This is a genomic window from Promicromonospora sp. NPDC023805, from assembly GCF_040639635.1.
Classification (GTDB): Bacteria; Actinomycetota; Actinomycetes; order Actinomycetales; family Cellulomonadaceae; genus Promicromonospora.
Map to the genome: position 1 here is coordinate 61,477 of NZ_JBFAAH010000017.1, position 21,141 is coordinate 82,617.

General features: G+C 72.2%; 20 protein-coding genes. 10 read left to right on the top strand and 10 right to left on the bottom strand.

Annotated elements, in window-relative coordinates:
• Positions 1-123: 123 nt before the first annotated feature.
• Positions 124-1,350: an MFS transporter gene (locus tag AB0F70_RS17385; protein ID WP_357450626.1), complete on the top strand. Its 1,227-nt coding sequence runs from the start codon at positions 124-126 to the stop codon at positions 1,348-1,350.
• A gap of 11 nt (positions 1,351-1,361) precedes the next feature.
• On the opposite strand, the gene AB0F70_RS17390 is transcribed toward AB0F70_RS17385, so the two are convergent.
• Positions 1,362-2,492 (bottom strand): HAD family hydrolase, encoded by a 1,131-nt coding sequence (locus AB0F70_RS17390; protein ID WP_357450628.1) that lies wholly within the window; start codon positions 2,490-2,492, stop codon positions 1,362-1,364.
• A gap of 292 nt (positions 2,493-2,784) precedes the next feature.
• Between AB0F70_RS17390 and AB0F70_RS17395 the strand changes: the two genes are divergently transcribed.
• Genes AB0F70_RS17395 through AB0F70_RS17405 form a run of 3 tightly spaced genes read left to right on the top strand, consistent with a single transcriptional unit; the run spans position 2,785 to position 4,547 of the window.
• Positions 2,785-3,318, top strand: coding sequence for a UTRA domain-containing protein (locus AB0F70_RS17395; RefSeq protein WP_357450631.1), 534 nt, complete (start codon positions 2,785-2,787; stop codon positions 3,316-3,318).
• 27 nt (positions 3,319-3,345) lie between these two features.
• Positions 3,346-4,062 (top strand): GntR family transcriptional regulator, encoded by a 717-nt coding sequence (locus tag AB0F70_RS17400; protein WP_357450634.1) that lies wholly within the window; start codon positions 3,346-3,348, stop codon positions 4,060-4,062.
• A complete protein-coding gene (locus AB0F70_RS17405; protein ID WP_357450636.1) occupies positions 4,059-4,547 on the top strand; it encodes an NUDIX domain-containing protein in 489 nt (162 codons plus the stop codon). Before AB0F70_RS17400 ends, AB0F70_RS17405 begins: the two co-directional genes overlap by 4 nt.
• Before the next feature lie 51 nt (positions 4,548-4,598).
• On the opposite strand, the gene AB0F70_RS17410 is transcribed toward AB0F70_RS17405, so the two are convergent.
• A complete protein-coding gene (locus tag AB0F70_RS17410) occupies positions 4,599-4,928 on the bottom strand; it encodes a cupin domain-containing protein (RefSeq protein ID WP_357450639.1) in 330 nt (109 codons plus the stop codon).
• Positions 4,929-5,016: 88 nt separating this feature from the next.
• Between AB0F70_RS17410 and AB0F70_RS17415 the strand changes: the two genes are divergently transcribed.
• Positions 5,017-5,631, top strand: a complete 615-nt coding sequence (locus AB0F70_RS17415; RefSeq protein ID WP_357450642.1) for a nitroreductase family protein — start codon at positions 5,017-5,019, stop codon at positions 5,629-5,631.
• 1 nt (position 5,632) lies between these two features.
• Here the strand turns inward: AB0F70_RS17415 and AB0F70_RS17420 are convergent, their stop codons facing one another.
• Positions 5,633-6,064, bottom strand: a complete 432-nt coding sequence (locus AB0F70_RS17420; protein ID WP_357450645.1) for an aldo/keto reductase — start codon at positions 6,062-6,064, stop codon at positions 5,633-5,635.
• On the opposite strand from AB0F70_RS17420, the gene AB0F70_RS17425 reads away from it, so the two are divergent.
• On the top strand, positions 6,058-7,398 hold the full coding sequence (locus AB0F70_RS17425; RefSeq protein ID WP_357450817.1) for a PLP-dependent aminotransferase family protein: 1,341 nt from the start codon (positions 6,058-6,060) through the stop codon (positions 7,396-7,398). The two genes, AB0F70_RS17420 and AB0F70_RS17425, sit on opposite strands and share 7 nt — an antisense overlap.
• A gap of 19 nt (positions 7,399-7,417) precedes the next feature.
• Here the strand turns inward: AB0F70_RS17425 and cofC are convergent, their stop codons facing one another.
• Positions 7,418-8,110, bottom strand: coding sequence for a 2-phospho-L-lactate guanylyltransferase (gene cofC, locus AB0F70_RS17430; RefSeq protein ID WP_357450648.1), 693 nt, complete (start codon positions 8,108-8,110; stop codon positions 7,418-7,420).
• Positions 8,107-9,066: a 2-phospho-L-lactate transferase gene (gene cofD, locus AB0F70_RS17435; protein ID WP_357450652.1), complete on the bottom strand. Its 960-nt coding sequence runs from the start codon at positions 9,064-9,066 to the stop codon at positions 8,107-8,109. Before cofD ends, cofC begins: the two co-directional genes overlap by 4 nt.
• Positions 9,067-9,100: 34 nt before the next feature.
• On the opposite strand from cofD, the gene AB0F70_RS17440 reads away from it, so the two are divergent.
• The 3 genes from AB0F70_RS17440 (at position 9,101) to AB0F70_RS17450 (ending at position 13,563) form a co-directional block, all read left to right on the top strand.
• On the top strand, positions 9,101-9,424 hold the full coding sequence (locus AB0F70_RS17440) for a thiamine-binding protein (protein WP_357450655.1): 324 nt from the start codon (positions 9,101-9,103) through the stop codon (positions 9,422-9,424).
• 84 nt (positions 9,425-9,508) lie between these two features.
• A complete protein-coding gene (locus AB0F70_RS17445; RefSeq protein ID WP_357450657.1) occupies positions 9,509-11,323 on the top strand; it encodes a phosphatase PAP2 family protein in 1,815 nt (604 codons plus the stop codon).
• 173 nt (positions 11,324-11,496) lie between these two features.
• Positions 11,497-13,563: a hypothetical protein gene (locus AB0F70_RS17450; RefSeq protein ID WP_357450659.1), complete on the top strand. Its 2,067-nt coding sequence runs from the start codon at positions 11,497-11,499 to the stop codon at positions 13,561-13,563.
• Positions 13,564-13,572: 9 nt separating this feature from the next.
• Here AB0F70_RS17450 and AB0F70_RS17455 read toward each other — a convergent pair whose 3' ends face one another.
• The 4 genes from AB0F70_RS17455 to AB0F70_RS17470 form a co-directional block, all read right to left on the bottom strand.
• Positions 13,573-14,532, bottom strand: coding sequence for a zinc-binding dehydrogenase (locus AB0F70_RS17455; RefSeq protein ID WP_357450661.1), 960 nt, complete (start codon positions 14,530-14,532; stop codon positions 13,573-13,575).
• Between the two features lie 9 nt (positions 14,533-14,541).
• The gene (locus AB0F70_RS17460) at positions 14,542-15,765 is read right to left on the bottom strand and encodes a YncE family protein (protein WP_357450663.1); all 1,224 of its coding nucleotides are present in this window, start codon (positions 15,763-15,765) and stop codon (positions 14,542-14,544) included.
• Positions 15,766-15,878: 113 nt separating this feature from the next.
• On the bottom strand, positions 15,879-17,192 hold the full coding sequence (locus tag AB0F70_RS17465; RefSeq protein ID WP_357450666.1) for a homoserine O-acetyltransferase: 1,314 nt from the start codon (positions 17,190-17,192) through the stop codon (positions 15,879-15,881).
• Positions 17,193-17,265: 73 nt separating this feature from the next.
• Positions 17,266-18,603 carry a bifunctional o-acetylhomoserine/o-acetylserine sulfhydrylase gene (locus AB0F70_RS17470; RefSeq protein ID WP_357450668.1) on the bottom strand — a complete coding sequence of 446 codons (1,338 nt, stop codon included), beginning with the start codon at positions 18,601-18,603 and terminating at the stop codon, positions 17,266-17,268.
• A gap of 385 nt (positions 18,604-18,988) precedes the next feature.
• On the opposite strand from AB0F70_RS17470, the gene AB0F70_RS17475 reads away from it, so the two are divergent.
• The gene (locus AB0F70_RS17475; protein ID WP_357450670.1) at positions 18,989-20,368 is read left to right on the top strand and encodes a C40 family peptidase; all 1,380 of its coding nucleotides are present in this window, start codon (positions 18,989-18,991) and stop codon (positions 20,366-20,368) included.
• Between the two features lie 68 nt (positions 20,369-20,436).
• Here AB0F70_RS17475 and AB0F70_RS17480 read toward each other — a convergent pair whose 3' ends face one another.
• Positions 20,437-20,937, bottom strand: coding sequence for an inorganic diphosphatase (locus AB0F70_RS17480; RefSeq protein WP_108493354.1), 501 nt, complete (start codon positions 20,935-20,937; stop codon positions 20,437-20,439).
• Between the last annotated feature and the right edge of the window lie 204 nt (positions 20,938-21,141).

A 21,141-nucleotide genomic window follows, 5' to 3' on the forward strand; every position in this document is an offset into this window, starting at 1 on the left:
ATTATTCCGGCCCGCGTCCCGCATGTCGCACCTTATGTGCCCGGCGAGGACAAATTTGACGCCACCAGATCCGGGCTATTAGGTTCTCGCCGAGAACAAAATGATCTGACCCCAAGGATGGATATGAATCCCGACAACGTGGCGCTGCGCCGCGCCCGCATCGGAGTGTTCGGCACCTTCGCCACCTCCGGCTTCGTCATGGGCGCGTGGGCGGCCGCCCTCCCGTCGGTGGACGGCCGGCTCGGCCTCGGCGAGGCCCGCCTCGGCATGCTGCTCCTGCTCATCCAGGTGGTCGGGCTGGTCACGATGTTCGCGGCCGGCCGGATCGCCGACCGGATCACGACCCGAGGCCTGCTGCGCTGGACCGGTCCCGCGACGCAGCTGGTGCTCATCGCTCCTGCCCTCGCACCGAGCTACGAGACCCTCATGATCTGCGGCGCGCTGTACGGCGTCGGCGTCGGCTTCGTCGAGGTGGGCCTCAACGCCCACTCCGTCGAGCTCGAGCGCTACTACAAGCGGCCGATCGTCTCGTCCTTCCACGGCTTCTGGAGCCTGGGCGGCGCCATCGCCGGTGCGCTCACCTCCATCGGGCTCACGCTCGGGCTGGGGAACCAGGCGATGCTCGTGATCGCCGCGGTGGCCTGCGCCGTTGCATTCGCGGCCTTCACCCGTCCGCTGCTGCCCCCACCGCCCGCCCCGGCGCAGGACGGCGGAACGGGCGCGCCGGCGAGGGCCGTCCGGATCGGCGCCGTCGCGCTCGGCGCGATGTTCGTCCTCGGGCTCGGCGGTCACCTCGTCGAGTCCGGCGCGATCGACTGGGCCAACCTGCACGCTGCCCGTGTCCTGCATGCGGACGACGTGCTCGCGCCACTGTCGTACACGGTGTTCGCCTGTGCGATGACCGTCTTCCGGTTCCTGGGTGACCCGATCCGGTCCCGGCTCGGGCCCGGACGCGCCATGCTGTGCGCGGGAACGCTCGCCGCCGCGGGCTACGCCCTGGTCCTCGTCTCCGGCTCGGTGGGCGGACTTCCCCTCGCCTGGGCGGGCTGGATCCTGGCGGGCAGTGGCATAGCGCTGATCGTCCCGGTGCTGTTCAGCGCCGTCGGCGAGGCCGGCGGATCGTCGTCGAACATCGCGCTGATCTCGATCTCCGGATCCGCCGGCCTGCTGCTCGGCCCGGCAGCGATCGGGTACATCGGCGAGGCCGCCGGCCTGACCGCCGGCCTGCTGGTACCCGCGGTGCTTGCGGTCTTCGTCGCGGTGGCCGGCCCGATCACCCTGCGCAGCCTGCTGAAGGGACGGGCGCCCGAGCCGAGCGAGGTCGCCGCACCGGTCACCGGGGCAAGTTGATCATCCGGCGCTCAGCGGGTGAGCGGTAGCTCGAACCCGGCTGGTCCGGTGTCTGCGAGGCTGGCTCTCCAGTGGGCCCGACGGCGTCCTTCGTCACCCCTGGGATACGTCAGTCCGGCGTCCCTGGCGGCGTTCTCTATTCCCCGCATGGTGGCTCCGGTCCCGGTGGGTACCGGCGCGTGCCGAACCCAGGTGCCGTCCCGGAGACTCCAGACCTCGCAACGGCTCAGCTCGGCCCGGGGGCCGTGCCATACCCGCAGTACGACGCCGGAGCCGGGTGCGGTGTGGACGGCAGTCTTGAGCTGGGCTGCCAGCCGGGATATCGCCGTCGTGTCGACACCGGCGGGGAGCAACGAGTGGAGGACGGCGACGGCGCCCTGCTGGGCGATGGTGCCGGTGACCTCGTCGGCCGCATCACGCACGCTCTGCTGGGCGTGACCCATCGCGACGGCGCGGGCAGCCCACCGAAACATGTCGACGTCGTTGGCGCCGTCGCCCACCGCGACCGTGGCCGCAGGTGGGATGCCGAGGCGGGTGCGGAGTTGTTCCAGGGCGGTGGCCTTGCTCGTCCTGGGCGCTGTCACATCCGCCCAGTCGGGACCAGCGGGGGTGACGGTCGCTCCGGTAGCGCGGAGCGTGTCGAGGTGGCGGCCGATGCCGGGGGCGTGCACCGCGACCCGGGTCGCGGGCGCGGCGCACAGGTCGGTGACCGGTGTTTGCTTCTGTTCGCCGTTGAGCAGCCCTGCAGGGAACACACGGTTCACGGCCCAGCCCCAGCCGACGTCCTCGACGCCAACGTGGGCCCGCGGTGCCATGGCCAGGACGCGGTGGATGACATGGCTGGGATCGAATCGGCGGGCGTCCTCGATCACGTACCCCGCCGGGACCGCGGGTTCCAGGCGGACGGTCATGGATCCGTTGGAGGACACTGCGTACCCCTCGACCAGACCGAGCCGGATCGCCACCGGCATCAGACCGACCAAGGACCTGCCCGTCGCGAGAACTGCCTCGTGCCCGGCTGCGCGCACCAGGTCCAGGGCGTCGACGGTCCCGGTGGGGATCCTCCGGTCCCGGCCCAGGAGTGTGCCGTCGATATCGAGGGCGATCAGTTTTCGGGTGGTCGTCGATGTCGCAGTTCTCATCGGACCGCCCCATGGTCATGGTGCTGAAGCCCAGTCCCCATCACTTCCCCCTCTGCCCATGGCTGACTGTTCGTTGCCATCGATCTGTCTAGTTCCGCGGCTCCCATCGGCCACGTCGCCAGAAAGTGGAGTACTTCCGCAGATCAAACCTTACTGCGTTTTGAGTAAGGCATCAAGGATGGCGACACGACGAGGTGGACAGGTATCAGCGCTCGGCCACGTAGAGTGAGTGCGCGCCGGCTCTTCGCGCAGGCCGGAGCACGTGAGAACCGGAGCAGAGGAGCAACCCAGAATGAGCGGCCACGAGCAGTGGACCAGCGTGTCGCTGCCGTATGTCACCGGTGAGCCTGGTGATGCCTGGGCTGCCGAAGCCAAGGCCCAGGGCGGCAAGGGCACGCAGCGGCTGGTGACCGTCAGCGAACAACCCGCCCCCGAGCCCGTCGCCGACGCACTGGGACTCCAGCCGGGCGAACAAGCAGTGCTTCGCTCACGCGTGATGCTCCTCGATGAGCGTCCGGTTGAGCTGGTCGACTCCTACTACCCGGCCTCGATCGCCCACGGCACCCGCCTGGCCGAGATGAGCAAGATCCCCGGTGGCGCCGTCGCGCACCTGGCCTCCCTCGGCCACCCGCCCCGGCGCGTCGTCGAGGACGTCACCGCCCGCCTCGCGACCTCGGACGAGGCTCAGAAGTTCGGCCTCGCTCTTCCCGCCGCCGTCGTCGAGATCTTCCGCGTGATCCTGTCCGACGACGATCTGCCCGTGGAAGTTAGTGTGATGACCTCACCCGCTGAGTCCCGCCGCCTGCGCTACGAGATCACTCCGTGAACCATGGCGCACGAGCGGGAGCGGGCCATGCCCCGAGGCGCTGACCAGCGGCCTCGCCACGAGCAGGTTGCCGCCGAACTGCGCGAGCAGATCCTCAGCGGCGACCTGGCACCGGGCGCTCAACTTCCCTCGACCGCTCAGCTCATGGACCGGTTCGACGCGGCAAACGCCACGGTCCAGCGCGCGCTGAAGTCCCTCAAGGACGAGGGCTTCCTTGATAGCCGCGTCGGCAAGGGTGTCTACGTCCGCAACCAGCCGCCGCTGGTCATCGACACTGGCGCCTACCTGCCACCCGACGGCTCGTTCTCCTACCAGCTTCTCGACGTCGGGATCGTCGCTCCGCCAGCCGACGTCGCCACCGCCTTGCGCCTCACCGACGGAGAGCAAGCCGTGCGCCGCCGCAGGATCCTGCTGCACGACGGACAGCCTCTTGAACTATCGGCCTCGTACTACCCGTCGAGTTTCGCAGAGGGCACGCGGCTCGCCGCATCCGGCAAGATCCCGGGCGGCGCACCCAAGATCCTCGCCGACCTGGGTATGCCTCCGCGCGCGTTCGTCGACCGCGTCTCCGCGAGGCCACCGACCCGCGACGAGGTCGAGACGCTCGACCTCCCCGTACGCACCCCGGTGATCCGCCAGCTCCGCGTGGTGCTCTCCGACGACGACCGACCTGTCGAAGCATCCGTGCTGGTCAAGGGAGCCCACCTGTACGAGCTGCAGTTCCGGCGGCTAGTAACCGAATGAGCACCCGTCGGATCGGCTACTGGCATGACCCTGCCGCGCCCAAACCCACCAGCCGCAAGACTTCAGCCTCGGTCTTCGTGCGCAACGACGACGGACATCTGTTGCTGCTCAAGCGGGTCGACAACGACCTGTGGACCATCCCCACCGGCGGAGTCAAGAAGGGCGAGACCGTCGGGCAGGCAGGCGTGCGCGAATGCCTCGAAGAGACCGGCCTCGAAGTTGAGGTCACCGGCCTGGTCGGGGTGTTCTCCACCCCGGACCACGTCATCGTGTACCTGCACGGCGACAAGGTCGACGAGGTGCGCCAACCCATCAACATCTGCCTGCGCGCCCGCCTGATCGGCGGACAGATCACACCCGAGCCCTCCGAAGCCGCAGAAGTGCGGTGGATCGCCCCCGCAGACCTTGACGACTACCCGATCCACCCAGCCCTCCGTCGCCGCATCGACCACGGCCTGAGCTCAACAGAGCCCTACGTCAGTTGAGGTCGACGTCGACCGCGGCAGTGCGCTGATGGCGACGCCTCCAGCCGGCCGTTACTCCAGCCACTCCGTCACGAACCGGTCGTTCGCGTGGACGTGGATCGCCTCGTAGAGATCCGCGCCGACGGTCTTGAACTTGTGCGGCACCATCGCCTCGACCACGAGGATCTGGCCGCCGACGGCCTCGAACTCCCTGCCGTCAACGGTGAACAGAACCCGGCCGGACCGGATCACGAACGTCTCGGAGTAAGGGTGCCGGTGCAGTCGGGGACCCGTACCGTCCTGGGCCACCCGCTCGAAGATCACGGACACCTCCGAACCGTGGAGGTATCCCTCGAAGTTGCCGTGCGGCAGCGTCGCCTGCTCGATCGCCTGGAGAGTCATGCGTCCAGGCTGGCGGGCGCGCCGCCGTCGGGCAACGAGGTTCGTGTTCCGCCGAAGGTCACCTGGCCGAAGGTCGACAATGAGCCCCATGGAATTCCAGGACGTCGTCCGCAAGCGCCGGATGCACCGCAAGTTCACCGCCGAGCCCGTGTCGGCGGCGGCCGTCGACCGGATCACCCGCAACGCCGTCCGCGCCCCCAGTGCGGGGTTCAGCCAGGGGTGGGCGTTCGTGGTGCTGGAGACGCCGGAGGATCGCGACCGGTTCTGGGCGGTGTCGGCGCCGGACGCCTCGGAGCGGTCCGAGCGTGACATGTCGGCCTGGCTCGCGGGGATGCGGACCGCCCCGGTCGTTGTCCTCGCGCTGGCGTCCAAGGCCGCCTACCTGCGGCGGTACGCGGAGAAGGACAAGGGCTGGGCGGACCTCGACGAGGCGCGGTGGCCGGTCCCGTTCTGGCACGTCGACGTCGGCATGGCCTCGCTGCTCATGCTGCAGACCGCCGTCGACGAGGGGCTGGGCGCGTGCTTCTTCGGCGTCCCGCCGGAGCATGTGGCGGCGGTCCGGGGCGAGCTCGGTATCCCCGACGAGTTCGAGATCACCGGCGTCGTCGCCATCGGGCATCCGGCGGACGGCGGGGCGAAGGGCTCGCCCACCCGCCGCCGCCGGAAGCCCGAGGCCGAGGTGATCCACCGAGGCGGCTGGTAGGTCAGGCGTTGTCGAGGCGGGCGCGGGTCTCCTCGTCGAGGACCAGGTCTGCCGCACCGAGGACCTCGTCGAGCTGCGCCACGCTGCTGGCGCCGAACACCGGGATCACCGGCACCTCGCCGCCCAGCAGCCAGGCGAGCGCCACCTGGTTCGGCGTCGCGCCGATCTCGGCGGCGACGGCGCGCAGCACCGCGATCCGTTCCCGCGAGCCGGCGTGGTCCGCCCCGTTGAACAGCGACTTGTCGTCCCGCGTGAACACGCCCTGGTGCAGCGGGGAGTACGCCATGACGGCGAGTCCGGGGCGGTCGGCGGTGCCGGTGGACCGCGCGTAGTCGAGCAGCTCGGCCGTCGCCCAGCCGGTCCGGATCGGCTGCGGCCGCGGGTACGGCGCTGCCGCCCAGCCGGGCGCTCGCCGACACCCTCGGCATCTCACGCTGGGTGGTCACCGAGACGTACGGGCACCTGGTGAACAAGGGGGTCCTCGACGCGCGGACGGGTTCGGCCACGCGGGTCGCGGCGTCGGCGGGGGGCGCCGTGCCGGGGGCAGTAGCTGCGCCGTCGGCCGAGCCCCGGTCTCGACCAGATCGACCTCCGGGGGCGGGTGGGGCGCCCGAACGTGTCCCGCGCCGGGCGACGCACGACCTCGCGCCCGGGGTGCCCGACCTGCGGCACGTCCCCCGCGAGGCCTGGCTACGGGCCGCACGCGACGCGCTGGCTGCGGCGACCAACGAGGACCTGGGCGGGCAGCCGGCCGGCGGGCACCCGGCGGCGCGCGAGGCGGTGGCGGCCCATCTGCGGCGCGCGCGCATGACCGCCGGGCCGGACCGTGCGGTCCTGCTCACCCGGAGCGCCACCGACGGGATGTCGCGGATCGCCGCCGCACTGGCCGACGCCGGCCACACCCACCTGCTCGTCGAGGACCCGAGCTGGGCCCCGCTGCGCGACGTCGCTGCGGCCGCCGGTCTCGTGCCGGTCCCCGTCCCGGTCGACGACGGCGGCATCTCCACCGACCGGCTGCGCACGGAGGCCGCCCGCACGGGGGCCCGGGCGGTGCTGCTCACTCCCGCGCACCAGTTCCCGCTGGGCGCGGCGCTGTCGGACGACCGCCGCGCCGCGGTTCTCGCCTGGGTGCGGGAGGTGGACGGCCTCGTGATCGAGGACGACTACGACGCCGAGTTCCGCTACGACCGTCGTCCGGTGCCCGCCCTGCAGGGGCTGGACGAGGAGCGGGTGGTACTGCTCGGCGCGACGAGCAAGACGCTGTCACCGGCGTTCGGGATCGGCTGGATGGTGGTGCCGGAACGGTGGCGCGCCGCGGTCCTTGGCGTGTCCGTGCGGCGTGGGCCCACGCCCGGCCCGGCGACGCTGGACCAGCTCACGCTCGCACGGTTCGTCGCGGACGGCGCGTACGCGCGGCACCTGCGCGCGGCCCGCGCCCGCTACGCCCGACGCCGGTCCGCCCTGCTGGCCGCCCTCGACGACCAGCTGCCCGGCGCGCGGGTCGGGGGGATCGCCGCCGGGATGCACGTGACAGTAGACCTGGCGGGCCTCGACCTGCCGGGGGTGGACCCGCGAGGCATCGACGCCGCAGCCGTCGCCCGCGAGGGCGCCGCCCGGGACGTCGCGCTGGTCGACCTCCGCCGGTACCAAGCCGCGCCGTCGGCCAGGTCGACGGTGCTCGTGATCGGCTACGGCAACCTGGCCGACGCGCGCCTGGAGGAGGCGGTCCGGAGCCTGCGCGCGGCGGCCGAGGCCGCCGCGCGCTGACCCGGTACAGCAGGCCGGATCACAGCAGGCCGGGCACCTGCTGGCCGACGGCGGCGCGAACCTCGTCCGGGAGCTGCGACCAGTCGTCGGCGGTATCCAGGTCGACGGCGGTGCCGGGCCGGTGCACCACCGTCACCTCCAGCCCGTGCGCCTCCGCCTCCACGACGTGCGCGGCGAGCGAACCGACCCCGAACCGGAACCGGAAGCCGCCCACCTCGGAGGGCTCGGACGGCTCGAAGGCCCCGGAGGGCTCCGCGGCGAGGAGCAGGAGGTTGGTGCCGGACCGGTAGCGGTCCGTCGCGATCACCACCGGCGCGTCCTCGGCCAGGAGCGCCGCGACATCCTCCGGGGTGAGGGCGGGCAGGTCGGCGTGCGCCACGAGCAGCGGCCCGGAACCACCCACCGCGAGCACCTCCCGCGCATGCTCGAGCGCGCCGTTCAGGCCCGGCCGGTCGGCGGGCTGCTCCAGCACCTCCACCTCGAGCCCCGCCAGCGTCTCGCGCGTGAAGACCGGGTCGGCGGTCACCACGACCACCCGCCCGATCCCGTCGGACGCCAGCAGCGTCGTCACCACGTGCCGGGCGAGCACCCGGACGAGCCGCCGCCGCGAGTCGCCGTCGAGCACCGCGGCCAGCCGCGACTTGCCGGAGACGCCGTCGCGGAGCGGCACCACCGCCGTCGTGCCCCGGCCGGACCGCCGGACGCCGGTCACACCAGGGCCAGCAGCTCGCGGGCCAGGCGCTCGCGGCCGGGTGGGCCACCCATGACGGTGTCGGTGACGTGCACGGCCAGGCCGAGGTCGGCGATGGGGCCGGCGAGGGCCGCGTCCCGCTCGTCGATGACCATGACGTCGACGAGGTCCGCGTAGATCCGGGCCACGCCGAGTGCCGAGACCTCGTGGCCGAGCGTCTCCAGGATCTGGGCGGCCGGACCCTTGATCGCCTGTCCGCCCACTATGGGGCTCACCGCCACGCGGCGGCCGGGCGCCGTGGCCAGCGCCTCGCGCACCCCCTGCACCGCGAGCAGCGGCTCGATCGACAGGAACGGGTTCGACGGCGCGAGCACCACCAGCTGAGCCGCCAGCGCGTCGAGCACGCCGGGGGCCGGGCGGGCGGCGTCGGCCCCCTCGAAGTGCAGGCCGAGGACCGCGTCGGCGTGCTGCCTGCCCACGAAGTACTCCTGGAACCCGAGCCGGCCCGACGGGGTGTCGACGAGGGTCGCGAGGTGGTCGTCGGTGACCGGCACGATGCGCGGCCCGACACTCATCGAGGCGGCGAGGTGCGCGGTGACCGCGGACAGCGGCTCGCCGCGGCGCAGGCGCTGTGTGCGGACGATGTGGGTGGCCAGGTCGCGGTCGCCGAGCGTGAACCAGGTGTCCTCGCCGAGGTCCTTGAGCGCCGACAGAGTCGCGTACGACTCGCCGCGCAGGCCCCAGCCGCGGTCCTCGTCGTTCAGCCCGGCGAGGGTGTAGACGACCGTGTCGATGTCGGGGGAGATGGCGAGGCCGTGGAGCTCGGTGTCGTCGCCGACGTTCACGACGACGGTGAGGGCTTGCGGCGAGGTGCCGGCCTGGGCTGATGCGCTGACGGGGGCCGCGCCGAGCGCGAGATCGAGGCCGTGCGCGAGCCGCGCACCGCCGACCCCGCCCGCGAGAAGGGTGACGTTCACGCGTCGAGCCTACGTGTGGGGGCAGACTGGGTACATGGCTGTCTTCGCGTTCTCCGTCGCCCCCATGACCGCAGGCGAGTCCGTCGCCGACCAGGTCGCCGAAGCCGTGCGCATCGTCAGGGAGTCCGGCCTCCCGAACCGCACCACCTCGATGTTCACCGAGATAGAAGGCTCCTGGGACGAGGTGATGCCGGTGATCCAGCGCGCCACCGACGCGGTGGGCCGCGGCGGGCACCGGGTGTCGCTCGTCATCAAGGCCGACATCCGCCCCGGTGCGGCAGACGGGCAGATCAACAGCAAGATCGCCCGCGTCGAGGAGCGGCTCGCGGCCGACCAGTCGGAGACCGGGCACTCCTGATCCCTGTGGTCCGGTTCGCCAACCCCGCGTGAACATTTGTCAGGAGTTATTGACAAGCCCCGACTTTCCGGGACCCTTGTGCCTATGACTCTGACAGACGTTAACGTCAACAGACGGAGCTTTCTGCGCGGTGCGGCCTTCGGCGCCGGCGCGCTCGTCGTCGGGCCGGCCGTCGTCGGCCTGCCCTCGGCGCAGGCGGCTCCCGCCCCGGCGACAGGCAACGCTGCCTGGACGCCGTTCGTCGACTGGTACACCTCGAACGCCCCGGCCAACGTCACCGCCGACACCAACGCCGTCGTCCAGGCACTGTCCGGGATGTCGGACCTGTGGCGGACCGGTGGTGAGTGGAACACCGGGTTCGCCCTGTCCCCGCGGGTGCTGCAGGACAACGTCCGGTACGTCGCCGACGTGACGCGGCGCCGTACCGACGAGGAAGCCAAGCAGTCCTTCGTCTACGACCGCAGGCACCAGAGCTACTCGGTCATCGCCGGTCTCGGCCCGTTCGCCGAGGCGTACCGGGCGGGCTCGCTCGCCGTCACCTCGATCACCACCGCCCCGGACGGGACCCCGCCCACCACCGTCAGCGACGCGGTGCCCGCCGGCGCGCCGGCCGGGTCCGCGATCGGTGCGGGCTCGGACACGTCCGAGCTCGGCGAGATCGTCCGGCTCGTGAACACGGTGCGTGGCAACTACTCGTCCGGCAACCCGGCCAAGGCGGCCTTCCAGTACCCGCGCCCGTGGCGGATGACGGACCGGAGCACCGTCGTGGACACGGGCCGGGTCGACGACCTCGGCTACCCGGTCTACGAGTCCCGCGTGGTGGTCGCACCGCAGCTCCTCCGGCAGCGCAGCACCGATCCGACGACGGACGGCGGCTTCCCCAGCGGCCACACCAACGCCGCCTGGCTGGCCGCGCTCGCCTTCGCGTACGCGGTACCCGAGCGGTTCTCCGAGCTGATGGTCATGGCGGCGGTGCTCGGCGACAGCCGGATCACCGCAGGCATGCACTCGCCGGTGGACGTCATGGGCGGCCGGATCATGGCCACCGCGCTGGCCGCCGCGATCCTCGCCGACCCGGTCAACGCCGAGCTGAAGGCCGCCGCCCGCTCCCGGGCCGTCGAGTACTTCACGGCCGTCACCGGTACCAGCGACCTGTACACCGCCGCCCACACCGGCCCGGACGAGTACGGCGACCGGGCGGCGAACCAGAAGCAGATCCGTTCGTCGCTGACCTACGTCCTGCGCCGCCAGGGCGGGTACTCCACCGACCTCGAGGTGCCGAAGGGTGCGGAGGTCCTGCTCGAGACGCGCTTCCCGTACCTGTCCCCGGCCCAGGTGCGCGACGTGCTGCGCACGACCGCGCTGCCCTCCGGCTACCCGATCCTGGACGGGCCCGAGCAGTGGGGGCGTCTCAACCTGTTCGCCGCCGCCGACGGGTACGCCCGGTTCGACCGGACGGTCGCCGCCGAGCTCGACACGGCCCAGGGCGGCCTGGCCGCTCAGGACATCTGGCGCAACGACATCGACGGCCGGGGCGGCCTGGTCAAGACCGGCACGGGCGTCCTCACGCTCGCGGGCTGCAACTCCTACCGCGGCGGCACGGTGGTCCGGGGCGGCACCCTGGTGGCTGGTTCGGCCGACAGCCTGGGCCGCGGCGCGGTGGCTCTCGGGCAGGGGACGACCCTGCGCTCGAGCCTCGCGACGACCGTCGAGGTACGGGGAACCGTCGAGATCGCGCCCGGTACGACTCTCGAGCTGACCGGCGACGGAAGCCGACAGGGCGGCCGCCACACCGTGCTGCGCGCGTTCCGGGTGGCGGGCAGGTTCGCCCAGGTGCTGGTCGACGGCCGTCCGGCACGCGCCTCCTACCTGGGCGGCAGCATCGTCGTCCACCTCTGACGGGACCCGGCGGCGCCGTCCTGAACCCGCTTCAGGGCGGCGCAGCCGACGCCGGAGAACTCACCCAGCTCGTGACAACTGTCACCACACCTTCACCGGCGTGTTTCCGGTCCCTTGCCCCCGGCCTTTAGGCTAAGGCGGACCAATGCCGCAGGACCCCGGGAGATCACGAGATGCCACTGTTCGAGGTCGATACCCAGCGGCCCCTCCTCGTGACGTCCGCGAACGGCGTGAAGGGTTCGGAACCAGGACTCAAGACCACCGCCAACCAGGTGGTCGACTCGCACATCGACGGGCTCCTCGGTGAAGAGGTGTTCCCGATCGCGCAGGGCTCCGGCCCGGACGAGCCGCACCTGCTCGCGCTCGACGCGTCGGGCTCGCCGGTCGTGGTGGAGCTGGTCGCGGATCTTGACCGCGAGAACCTCGCCAAGGCCCTCGACCACGCCGGAGCGGCCGGCCGGCTGACGCGGTCCGACCTCGCCGCGCGCTACAGCGGCGGCGCGAGCTCCTTCCAGCACGACGTCGCGGCGTTCTACGACAGCGTGCCCATCACGCGAACGCAGGCGGGCAAGAACAGCGGCAACGGTGCGCGGCTCATCATCATCTGCCAGAACGCGCCCGACGAGATCCTCAACGCCGTCGACTTCCTGCGCCAGCCCACGATGCCGGTCGAGGTGCTGAAGATGGGCGTCGTGAACTCGAACGACGGCCGCAAGTTCCTCGACGTCTCGCCGCTCGTGGTGCACCTTCCGCCGGGCCTGCCCGCGGCCAAGTCCGCGCCGATCGGCGGGGCCATCACGGGTTCCATCGACAGCTCGGTCAGCACCTCCATGGACACGGGTGTCACCGGCGGGGTCACCGGCGGTTCCGCCGCGCCCAAGGACGCGTTCGAGGAGGGCGTGAAGGTCGGCTACGCGCTCACGGGCAAGATGCCGGTCGTCGCCCAGGCGCCGCAGGCCCGCGTGCAGCAGGCGCCGCAGTCCCGTGCCGAGCGCTCCGCGCGGCAGACGCCCGTCCGCGCCGACAACCCCACGCCGCTCGCCGACAACCCGGCCTCCAGCCCGACCAACGCGGCGACCGGACTCCGGTCCAGCCTCCGCGGAGGTGCCACACGGGGCGGCACGCCCGAACGCGCCGCGGCCGGCGGCAAGTCCGAGCGGGTGGCCGGTACCCGTGCCGGCCGCCGCGCACAGGCCGCCGCGACCACGCCCGAGACCACGCCGCCTGCCACCAGCGGTACCGGCGGAGGCAGCGCACCGAGCGCGCCGGTCTCCTCCGTGCGCCCGGGCACCGAGTCCCGTCCGACGCAGAGCGCCCCGCCGCGGCTGGCGGCCAGCCGTTCCTCGCTCGGCGAGGTCGCCGCCCCGCCACGGGCCGAGCCCGCCGCTGAGCCGACGCCGTCCGTGCGTCGCCGCTCGCGCACCGACCGGTTCACGGCGTCCGCCCAGCCCGACGGGTCGACGACGGTGTATCCGCCGTCCGACCCCACGCCGGCCGCCGGACCGACCTACCCGCCGCCGCCCGTGCCGCAGCCGCCGTCCACCGACGAGAACTTGTGGCAGCCGGGGTCGTACGACAGCGCTCCCGCGTACCCCGCCACGGGCTCCAACGAGCCTGCCGACTTCGACATCACCCAGCCCCGCTACCCCCAGGAGCCCGGCTACAGCGCGGAGTCGACCTTCGCGCCGGCGTACGACTACACGCCCGAGCCCGCCGTCGGCTACGGCGACCAGAGCGGCTACGGCTACGGCGAGCAGCCCGGGTACGAGGCGCCATACTCCGACGGCGCGGCGCCGGTGGTCACCGAGCAGAACCCGTGGGAGTCCGGCGGCTACATGGCCGGACCTGACGACGGCTACGGGCAGACGGCGTTCGCGGCCGACCCCTACCCGTCGAGCGCCCCCGAGGCGCCGGCCCGGCCGGTGCCGCCGGGCGAGAGCATCCGGGCCAGCACCCCGATGCTGTTCGAGGAGGAGGACGACCCCGACCTGGAGGCGCTCGCCCGCAGCATCGGCACCCCCACGCGCATCGTGTGGTCGCGCCCGCGCCGCAACCAGCACTTCGAGGCGCTGCTCCTGCCGGACGGCGCCATCGAGCTGGCCAACGGCGCTCGCTACCGGCACCCGGACTCGGCGGCCACGGCGGCGTCGGGCTCGTACACCGCCGACGGGTGGAGCGTGTGGCGCCTCGGGGACACCGGCCCCACGCTGGTCGAGGAGTTCTCCCGCCGGTTCGCCTGAGCCGGAGGCTCAGGGCCGCACGACCACCTTGCCGAACTGGTTGCCCTCGTGCATCCGGGCCAGGCCGTCGGCGGCCCGGGCGAGCGGGACCTCGGCGTCGATCACCGGGCGCACACCGGTGCGGGCGCAGAACCGGGCTAGCGCGCCCAGGTCGTCGCGCGAGCCCATGGTGACGCCCTGCACCCGGATCTCCTGGAAGAAGACGCGGGTCAGCTCGGCCGGGGGAGCGTCGCCGGACGTCGCCCCGCAGACCAGCACCGAGCCGCCTGGGCGTACCGAGCGGATCGAGTGGGCCCACGTCGCCTGACCCACCGACTCCAGCACGGCGTCGACACGTGCGGGCAGGCGCGCGCCCGTCTCCACCGCACCCGCGGCGCCGAGCTCGACGGCCCGCTCGCGCTTCTCCGCGGAGCGTGAGGTCACCCAGACCTCCAGGCCGGCCGCCGCCCCGAGGGTGATCGCAGCGGTCGCGAGGCCGCCGCCGGCGCCCTGCACGAGCACGCTGGCACCCGGCTTGAGCCCGCCCGCGGTGAAGAGCATGTTGTACGCGGTGAGCCACGCCGTCGGCAGGCACGCGGCCTCCTCGAACGACAGCTCGGCAGGCTTGGGCACGAGGTTCGCCGTCGGCACCGAGACGCGCTCGGCGAGGGTTCCGGGGTAGCGCTCGGAGAGGAGCGACCGCGGTTCCTTCGGCCCGACGCCGTGCCCGTCGGCGCCGATGACGCCGTGCACGAGCACCTCCGTGCCGTCCGGCGTCACGCCGGCGGCGTCGGTGCCGAGGATCATCGGCAGCTGCTGTTCCCGCAGGCCGACGCCGCGCAGCGACCACAGGTCGTGGTGGTTCAGGCTCGCGGCCCGGACCTCCACGGTGGTCCAGTGCTCAGCGGCCTCCGGTTCGGGGCGGTCACCCACCTCCAGGCCGTCGATCGGGCTGTCGGGCGAGAAGCTGGTCACGTAGGCGGCAAGCATGCGGCGACCCTAGCCGACGCCGGACCAGCCGGCCGGGACGGTGCCCAGCCGCACGCGCTGCGGGTGGTCGCCCACCGGCACCGACGTGACCTTCTGTCCGGTCTCGAAGTCGATGGACGTCACCTGGTCGGATCCGGACTCGGACACGACGCACGCCCCGCCGTCACCGGTCACCGTCGACCAGTACGGCTTGTCGACGTCGACGAGCGGCCCCGCCTCGAGCGTCGCCCGGTCCACGACCACCGCGTAGTCGTCCATGGTCCCGGCCACGCACAGGTGCTCGCCCGACGGCTGCATGGTCAGGCCGTGGTGCCTCGAGTCGTTGACCATCTCGTTGCGTGGCCCGTCGAACACGCCGGGCAGCGTCTTGGTCCGCGTGATCCGGTCGGACGCCACGTCGTACTCCAGGAACCCGCCGAAGAACGACACCTGGAAGTACAGCTTCGACTCGTCCGGGCTGAACGTGGCGGGGCGTACGGCGTCGGAGAGGTGGCTCAGGCCGGCGTCGTCGAGCCTGTCGCGCATGTCGATCTCGCGCACCACCTCGAACGTCTCGGCGTCGGCGACCGTGATCACCCGGTCGCCCTTGAGGAAGTCGAGGGCGGGGTCGTCAAAACCGTTGTTGACCTCGCCGATCGACATGTTCCAGAGCAGGCCGTCGGACGTGTAGACGTTCTCGTGCGGCTTGTCGCCGGTCGGGAACGACCCGGCTTCGACGCCGGTCTCGATGTCCAGCACGTGGACGCGGTTGCCGGTGGACGCCGACACGGCGACCTGCGTGCCGTCGGGCGAGACCGCCATGTGGTCGGCCCGCACCCCGGCGACTCGGAACCGCCACTCGACCTCTCCGGTGGCGAGGCTGATGGAGACGACGTCGGCGAAGCTCGGCCGGGACACCACCAGCGACGAGCCGTCGGGCGTGGTGTACATGTCGTCGGCGAACTGGTCGTGGCCCTCGCCGACGGTCTGGCGGATGACCAGGAAGGCCGCTAGCCGGATCGGGTCGCGGTAGATCTCGCGCATCCGCTGCTCGCGGTCGGGGATCACGTTGATCTCGCCGACCGGCGTGAGATCGGCGCCCGAGGACAGCACGGTCGCGGTGCCGTCCCAGTTGTTGGCGACGAACAGGACCTCTTGCGGGGCGGAGTCGGCCTGCGCGGGGGCGGCGGCGACCGCTCCGGACGCCAGGAGGCCGAGCGAAGCCAGGATGGAGAGAGCACGGCGAGGTGTCACGGAACGCTCCTCTTCGTCGAGCTGATCCGCGGTGATCAGCTCGACGAAGGCTACTGGAGATGGGTTCAGTAAAGAAGGGTCGCCCGGCGGATCAGCTGGCGCCTGCTTGATGGTTACCCGAGGAACTCGCTGACCATCGGGCCGATCTGGTCGGCCTCGACCAGGAACCCGTCGTGGCCCACGTCGCTCGTGACGATCCGCAGCGGCTCCGCGTTCGGGATCCACCGGGCGAGGCGTGCGGACTGCGCGGGCGGGAAGAGGCGGTCGCTGTCCACGGCCACCACCAGGGTCCGGGCGGTGATCTGGCTGAGCGCCGCCTCGACGCCGCCACGGTCGCGGCCCAGGTCGTGCGACAGCATCGACTCGGTGAGCACCACGTAGGAGTTGGCGTCGAACCGGCGCGCGAGCTTGTCGCCCTGGTGCTCCAGGTACGACTGCACGGCGAACCGGCCGCCCGCGAACGGGTCCTCACCGCCCTGCGGCAGCCGGCCGAACCGCCGGTCCAGCTCGTAGCCCGTCCGGTACGTCGTGTGGGCGATCTGGCGCGCGATGCCGAGGCCGGTGTGCGGGCCGTCGTCGTCAGCGGCGGAGTAGTAGTCGCCGTCACGGAAGCGGGGGTCCATCCGGATCGCGGCGAGCTGTGGCTGGGACCACGCGATCTGGTCACCACCGGTCTGGGCGGTCGTGGCGATGGCGCCGACGTTCCGCACCTCGATACCCGCCTCGGGTCCGAGCAGCGCCCACTCCAGCACTCGCAGGCCGCCCATGGACGCGCCGACCACGAGGTCCCAGGACCGGATCCCGAGCTGGCGGGTCAGGGCGATCTCGACGGCGACCTGGTCGCGCGTGGTGACGTACGGGAACCGCCCGCCCCACGGGCGCCCGTCGTGCGCGAGGGACGACGGACCGGTGGTGCCCTGACAGCCACCGAGCGCGTTGGGCGCCACCACGAAGTACCGGTCGGTGTCGATCGGCTTGCCGGGGCCTACCATCTCGCCCCACCAGCCATCGGTCACGTGCCCCGGCCCGGCCTCGCCCGTGACGTGCGAGTCACCGGTGAGGGCGTGCAGCACCAGGACGGCGTTGGAGCCTTCCGCGTTCAGGGTGCCCCAGGTCTCGTACGCCACGCGGACGGCGGGCAGTCGCCCGCCGGCCTCCAGGTCGAACGCGCCGACGTCGGCGAACAGCCGGTGCCCGGGGTCGTCGCCGTCGCGCCACGCTCCGCTCACGGGCACCGGGGGCTTGCTGCGGGAACGCGAGTCCTGGACGGGCTCGGCAGGGGACGGCGGAACTCCGCCGTCCCTGCCGAGCGCCGCGCCGTCCTGCGCGGGGACGAGTGCGCCGTCCGGCGCCGGGAAGGGCACGAGCGCCGAGCGGACCTGTTGGTCCGGGACGTCGTGCGCGGCCTTCGGGGTGGTGATGGCCATTTTCTCTCCTGCGGCTCTGGGTACTGAGCTCGGGGTGTTGGGCCCCGGCGCGGACGGCGTCGTCACATCGCTGCTACTTCGTCTCCTGGCCGAGCTGGCTCTTGGCCGCGGTGAAGCCCAGCTGGAGGTCGGCCAGGACGTCCTCCACGTTCTCCAGGCCGACGGCCAGCCTGACGAGGCCGGGGGTGACCCCAGACAGCGCCTGCTCCTGAGGCGTGAGCTGCGAGTGGGTGGTGGAGGCGGGATGGATCACGAGCGACCGGACGTCGCCGATGTTCGCCACGTTGGAGTGCAGCTCCAGGGCGGACACGAACGCCTGACCGGCCTCGGCGCCGCCGTCGAGCTCGAAGGCGAGCACCGCGCCGGCGCCCTTGGGCGCGTACTTCTGGGCGTTCGCGTGCCACGGCGAGCTCGGCAGGCCCGCGTAGTGGACCGCGCGGACGTCGTCCCGGGCCTCCAGCCACTGCGCGACGTGCTGCGCGTTGGCGACGTGCCGCTCGATCCGCAGCGACAGCGTCTCGATGCCCTGGGCCAGGAGGAACGCGTTGAACGGTGAGATCGCCGCACCGAGGTCGCGCAGGAGCTGGACCCGGGCCTTGAGGACGAACGCGAGGTTCGCCCCGAGCGCGGAGCCGACGCCGAGGTCACGTGCGAAGACGAGGCCGTTGTAGCTCGGGTCGGGCGTGTTGAAGCCGGGGAAGCGCTCCGGGTCGGCGGCGAAGTCGAACCGGCCGCCGTCGATGATCACGCCACCGATGGCGCTGCCGTGGCCGCCCAGGTACTTGGTCGCCGAGTGCACCACTATGTCGGCGCCGTGCTCGAACGGGCGGATCAGGTACGGCGTCGCGACGGTGTTGTCCACGATCAGCGGGACGCCCGCCTCGTGCGCCGCCGCCGCGACACCCTCGATGTCGAGCACGTCGGCGCGCGGGTTCGGGATGGTCTCGCCGAAGAACGCCTTGGTGTTCGGGCGGACGGCGGCGCGCCACGCGTCGAGGTCGTGCGGGTCGTCCACGAACGTGGTCTGGATCCCGAACTTCGGCAGCGTGTGGTGGAGCAGGTTGTACGTGCCGCCGTAGAGGCTGGCGGAGGCGACTATGTGGTCGCCCGCCTCGGCGAGGTTGAGGATCGCGAGCGACTCCGCGGCCTGTCCGGAGGCGACGAGAAGGGCTCCGACGCCGCCCTCCAGGCTCGCGAGCCGGTCCTCCACCACCTGCTGCGTCGGGTTGCCGATGCGCGTGTAGATGGGGCCGAGGTCCTTGAGCGCGAACCGGTCGGCGGCTACCCCGGCGTCGGGGAACACGAACGACGTCGTCTGGTAGATCGGCAGGGCGCGGGCGCCCGTCGTGGGATCCGGCTCCTGGCCGGCGTGGATCTGGCGGGTCTCGAACGACCACTGGGGCTGAGTCATGGCTCTCCTGCTTCCTCGTGCTGGTGGCGAACATCTGGCGGATCTGACCGAGAGGTGCCGCGGCGTGCCCCGAGGGGCCTGCGCATCAAGAGGTGGTCCGCGGCGGGGGAGGCGCGCACGCGAAGTCGGCCTGAAAAGGCCGAGGGCAGGCGAACGTGCGCTGGTTCAGCAACAACACATTCGACGAGTCATGTTGTGACCGTAGACGGCGACGGAGCGCGCCGATAGTCGTGTCTTAGATGGTGAGATTCGGAAATGAGACGGGCCGTAAGCCCTCCGGTAGCGCGAATCTGCGCCTTGAGCCACATTGGAGCGTGACACGGGAGTGATTCACGGGGTCTGCGCAAGGCGACACGCCGGAACAGCGCTGATCAGGAGGGTGATCATGGGGCGGATCCGAGGTCTGGACGAGGCGAGGCACGGCCATGGCGGGGTACTGGCGCTCCGTGCGCTGGGGGCCGCCGTGCTCGCGCTCGGTCTGGTCATCCCGTGGGGGCCCATCGCGGAGGCGGACCCGCCCGCCGACCCGCCGTCCGCCGGGGAGGCCCAGGCGGCCCGGGACGCGGTGGCGGCAGGCGCGCTGGACGTCCGGCAGGCGGAGGCCGCGCTCGGCACGCTCCGTACGGAGCTCGAGGCGGCCCAGGTCCGCGTCCAGGTTGCGGGTGCCGACTACGCGGAGGCGCAGCTGGCCGTCGAGCAGGCCGAGCAGGAGGTGGCTGCGGCCCGTACCGCGGCGAAGAAGGCGCACAGGGGTGAGGTGGCGGCTCGGTCAGGCCTGGCGGAGGTGTACAGGGCGTCGGCACGGGACGCCGACCTGGGCTCGCTGGACGTCGCCTTCGAGGCGGACTCGGTTCCGGACATGGTGGGTCGCAGCGCCGTGGAGCGCGCGGTCCAGCGCAAGCTCGGCGGGGCGATGGCCGCGTACCAGCAGGCGCGTGCGGCGTCGGAGTCCGCCGACGCCCGGTGGAGCGCGGCAAAGAAGCAGCGCGACGTGGCCGCCGAGCAGGCGCGGACGGCGTTCGACGCCGCCCAGGCAGCCGCGGCCGACCTCGCGGCGCGCACCCAGGCGGCCGAGGTCGAACGCCGGGCGCTGGTCGCGCGTCTCGCGCAGCTCCGCCAGACCAGCGTCGAGATCGAGAACGAGCGGGAGGCGGCGCGGGCCGCCGCGGCGGAGGCCGCACGCGAGGCCGCGGCGAAGGCGGAGCTCGAACGGCGGCAGGAGGTCAGGGACGAGGCGGCCGCCGTGGCCAGGGTGCGCACGGAGCGGCCCGGCGGCGGGTCGGCGGACGGCGGCACCGCTGGACCTGACGTCGAGCCGGCTCCCGCGCCCGCCCCGGCTCCCGCCCCGCGGCCCGCGCCCGCAGGATCGCCGACGGAGGGCGTGACGGCGGGTTCGGAGGGCCTTGGAATCGGCGCGGTGACGTGGGCGCGGACCAGGCTCGGCGCACCGTACCTGCTCGGTGCCGCGGGCCCTTCCGCGTACGACTGCTCGGGGCTGACGATGATGTCGTGGGCGAGCCAGGGCGTGAACATCACCCGCACGTCGCGGTCGCAGTACCTCGCCGTCGGCAAGGTGGACTACGGCTCGCTCCGGCCGGGTGACCTCGTCTTCTACGGTTCGGACCCGAGCGACCCGGCGTCGATCTACCACGTGGCGATGTACACGGGCGGCGGCATGATGATCGAGGCGACGCTGCCCGGACACCCGCTGTCGGAGAACCCGCTCCGCCTCTCGGGTGCGATGCCCTACGCGGGCCGCCCCTAGCGGGAGATGCCTGACGCCCAGGTCACGAGGGTGACCTGGGCGTCAGGTACGTTCTGGTGCGACAGGCGTCAGTGCTTGTCGTAGTAGCCCGTGTCCTTGGCGCGCTGGATCGAGCGAACGATCTCGGCCTCGGCGTCGGAGCGGCCCACCCAGTGGGCGCCCTCGACGGACTTGCCCGGCTCGAGGTCCTTGTAGACCTCGAAGAAGTGCTGGATCTCCAGGCGGTGGAAGTCCGAGACGTCGTCGATGTCCTGGCGCCACGCGGCGCGCTGGTCGCCCGTCGGCACGCAGAGCACCTTGTCGTCACCGCCCGCCTCGTCGCGCATGCGGAACATGCCGAGTGCACGGCACTTGATCAGGCAGCCGGGGAACGTGGGCTCCTCCAGGAGCACCAGCGCGTCCAGGGGGTCGCCGTCTTCGCCGAGGGTGCCCTCGATGAAGCCGTAGTCGTCCGGGTAGCGCGTCGAGGTGAAGAGCATGCGGTCGAGGCGGATGCGTCCGGTCTCGTGATCCACCTCGTACTTGTTCCGCTGACCCTTGGGGATCTCGATCGTGACGTCGAACTCCACGCCGATGTGCTCCAGTTCTCGAAAGTGGTCGCCGAAGTGTCTTACCGCGGCGGCGGCCTTGCGCCTGTCCAGTGTGCCATGTGTCCCGTGTCGCGACCGTTACCTGTGGTCAGCACCACTCTCTGTGTTCGGCATAATTCGCAGCGTGCGCACAGCGCGCGCGAACCGGCCTCGCGAGCGGGTGAAATTTCCCATGAATCGCCG

What these genes read in the sequence shown, in the direction of transcription:
- AB0F70_RS17465 (WP_357450666.1), bottom strand. Translation starts at nt 17,192, where the DNA reads ATGGCCATCACCACCCCGAAGGCCGCGCACGACGTCCCGGACCAACAG.
- AB0F70_RS17455 (WP_357450661.1), bottom strand. Translation starts at nt 14,532, where the DNA reads ATGCTTGCCGCCTACGTGACCAGCTTCTCGCCCGACAGCCCGATCGAC.
- AB0F70_RS17440 (WP_357450655.1), top strand. Translation starts at nt 9,101, where the DNA reads ATGGCTGTCTTCGCGTTCTCCGTCGCCCCCATGACCGCAGGCGAGTCC.
- AB0F70_RS17475 (WP_357450670.1), top strand. Translation starts at nt 18,989, where the DNA reads ATGGGGCGGATCCGAGGTCTGGACGAGGCGAGGCACGGCCATGGCGGG.
- AB0F70_RS17385 (WP_357450626.1), top strand. Translation starts at nt 124, where the DNA reads ATGAATCCCGACAACGTGGCGCTGCGCCGCGCCCGCATCGGAGTGTTC.
- AB0F70_RS17405 (WP_357450636.1), top strand. Translation starts at nt 4,059, where the DNA reads ATGAGCACCCGTCGGATCGGCTACTGGCATGACCCTGCCGCGCCCAAA.
- AB0F70_RS17400 (WP_357450634.1), top strand. Translation starts at nt 3,346, where the DNA reads ATGCCCCGAGGCGCTGACCAGCGGCCTCGCCACGAGCAGGTTGCCGCC.
- AB0F70_RS17410 (WP_357450639.1), bottom strand. Translation starts at nt 4,928, where the DNA reads ATGACTCTCCAGGCGATCGAGCAGGCGACGCTGCCGCACGGCAACTTC.
- AB0F70_RS17445 (WP_357450657.1), top strand. Translation starts at nt 9,509, where the DNA reads ATGACTCTGACAGACGTTAACGTCAACAGACGGAGCTTTCTGCGCGGT.
- AB0F70_RS17450 (WP_357450659.1), top strand. Translation starts at nt 11,497, where the DNA reads ATGCCACTGTTCGAGGTCGATACCCAGCGGCCCCTCCTCGTGACGTCC.
- AB0F70_RS17415 (WP_357450642.1), top strand. Translation starts at nt 5,017, where the DNA reads ATGGAATTCCAGGACGTCGTCCGCAAGCGCCGGATGCACCGCAAGTTC.
- AB0F70_RS17390 (WP_357450628.1), bottom strand. Translation starts at nt 2,492, where the DNA reads ATGAGAACTGCGACATCGACGACCACCCGAAAACTGATCGCCCTCGAT.
- AB0F70_RS17470 (WP_357450668.1), bottom strand. Translation starts at nt 18,603, where the DNA reads ATGACTCAGCCCCAGTGGTCGTTCGAGACCCGCCAGATCCACGCCGGC.
- AB0F70_RS17395 (WP_357450631.1), top strand. Translation starts at nt 2,785, where the DNA reads ATGAGCGGCCACGAGCAGTGGACCAGCGTGTCGCTGCCGTATGTCACC.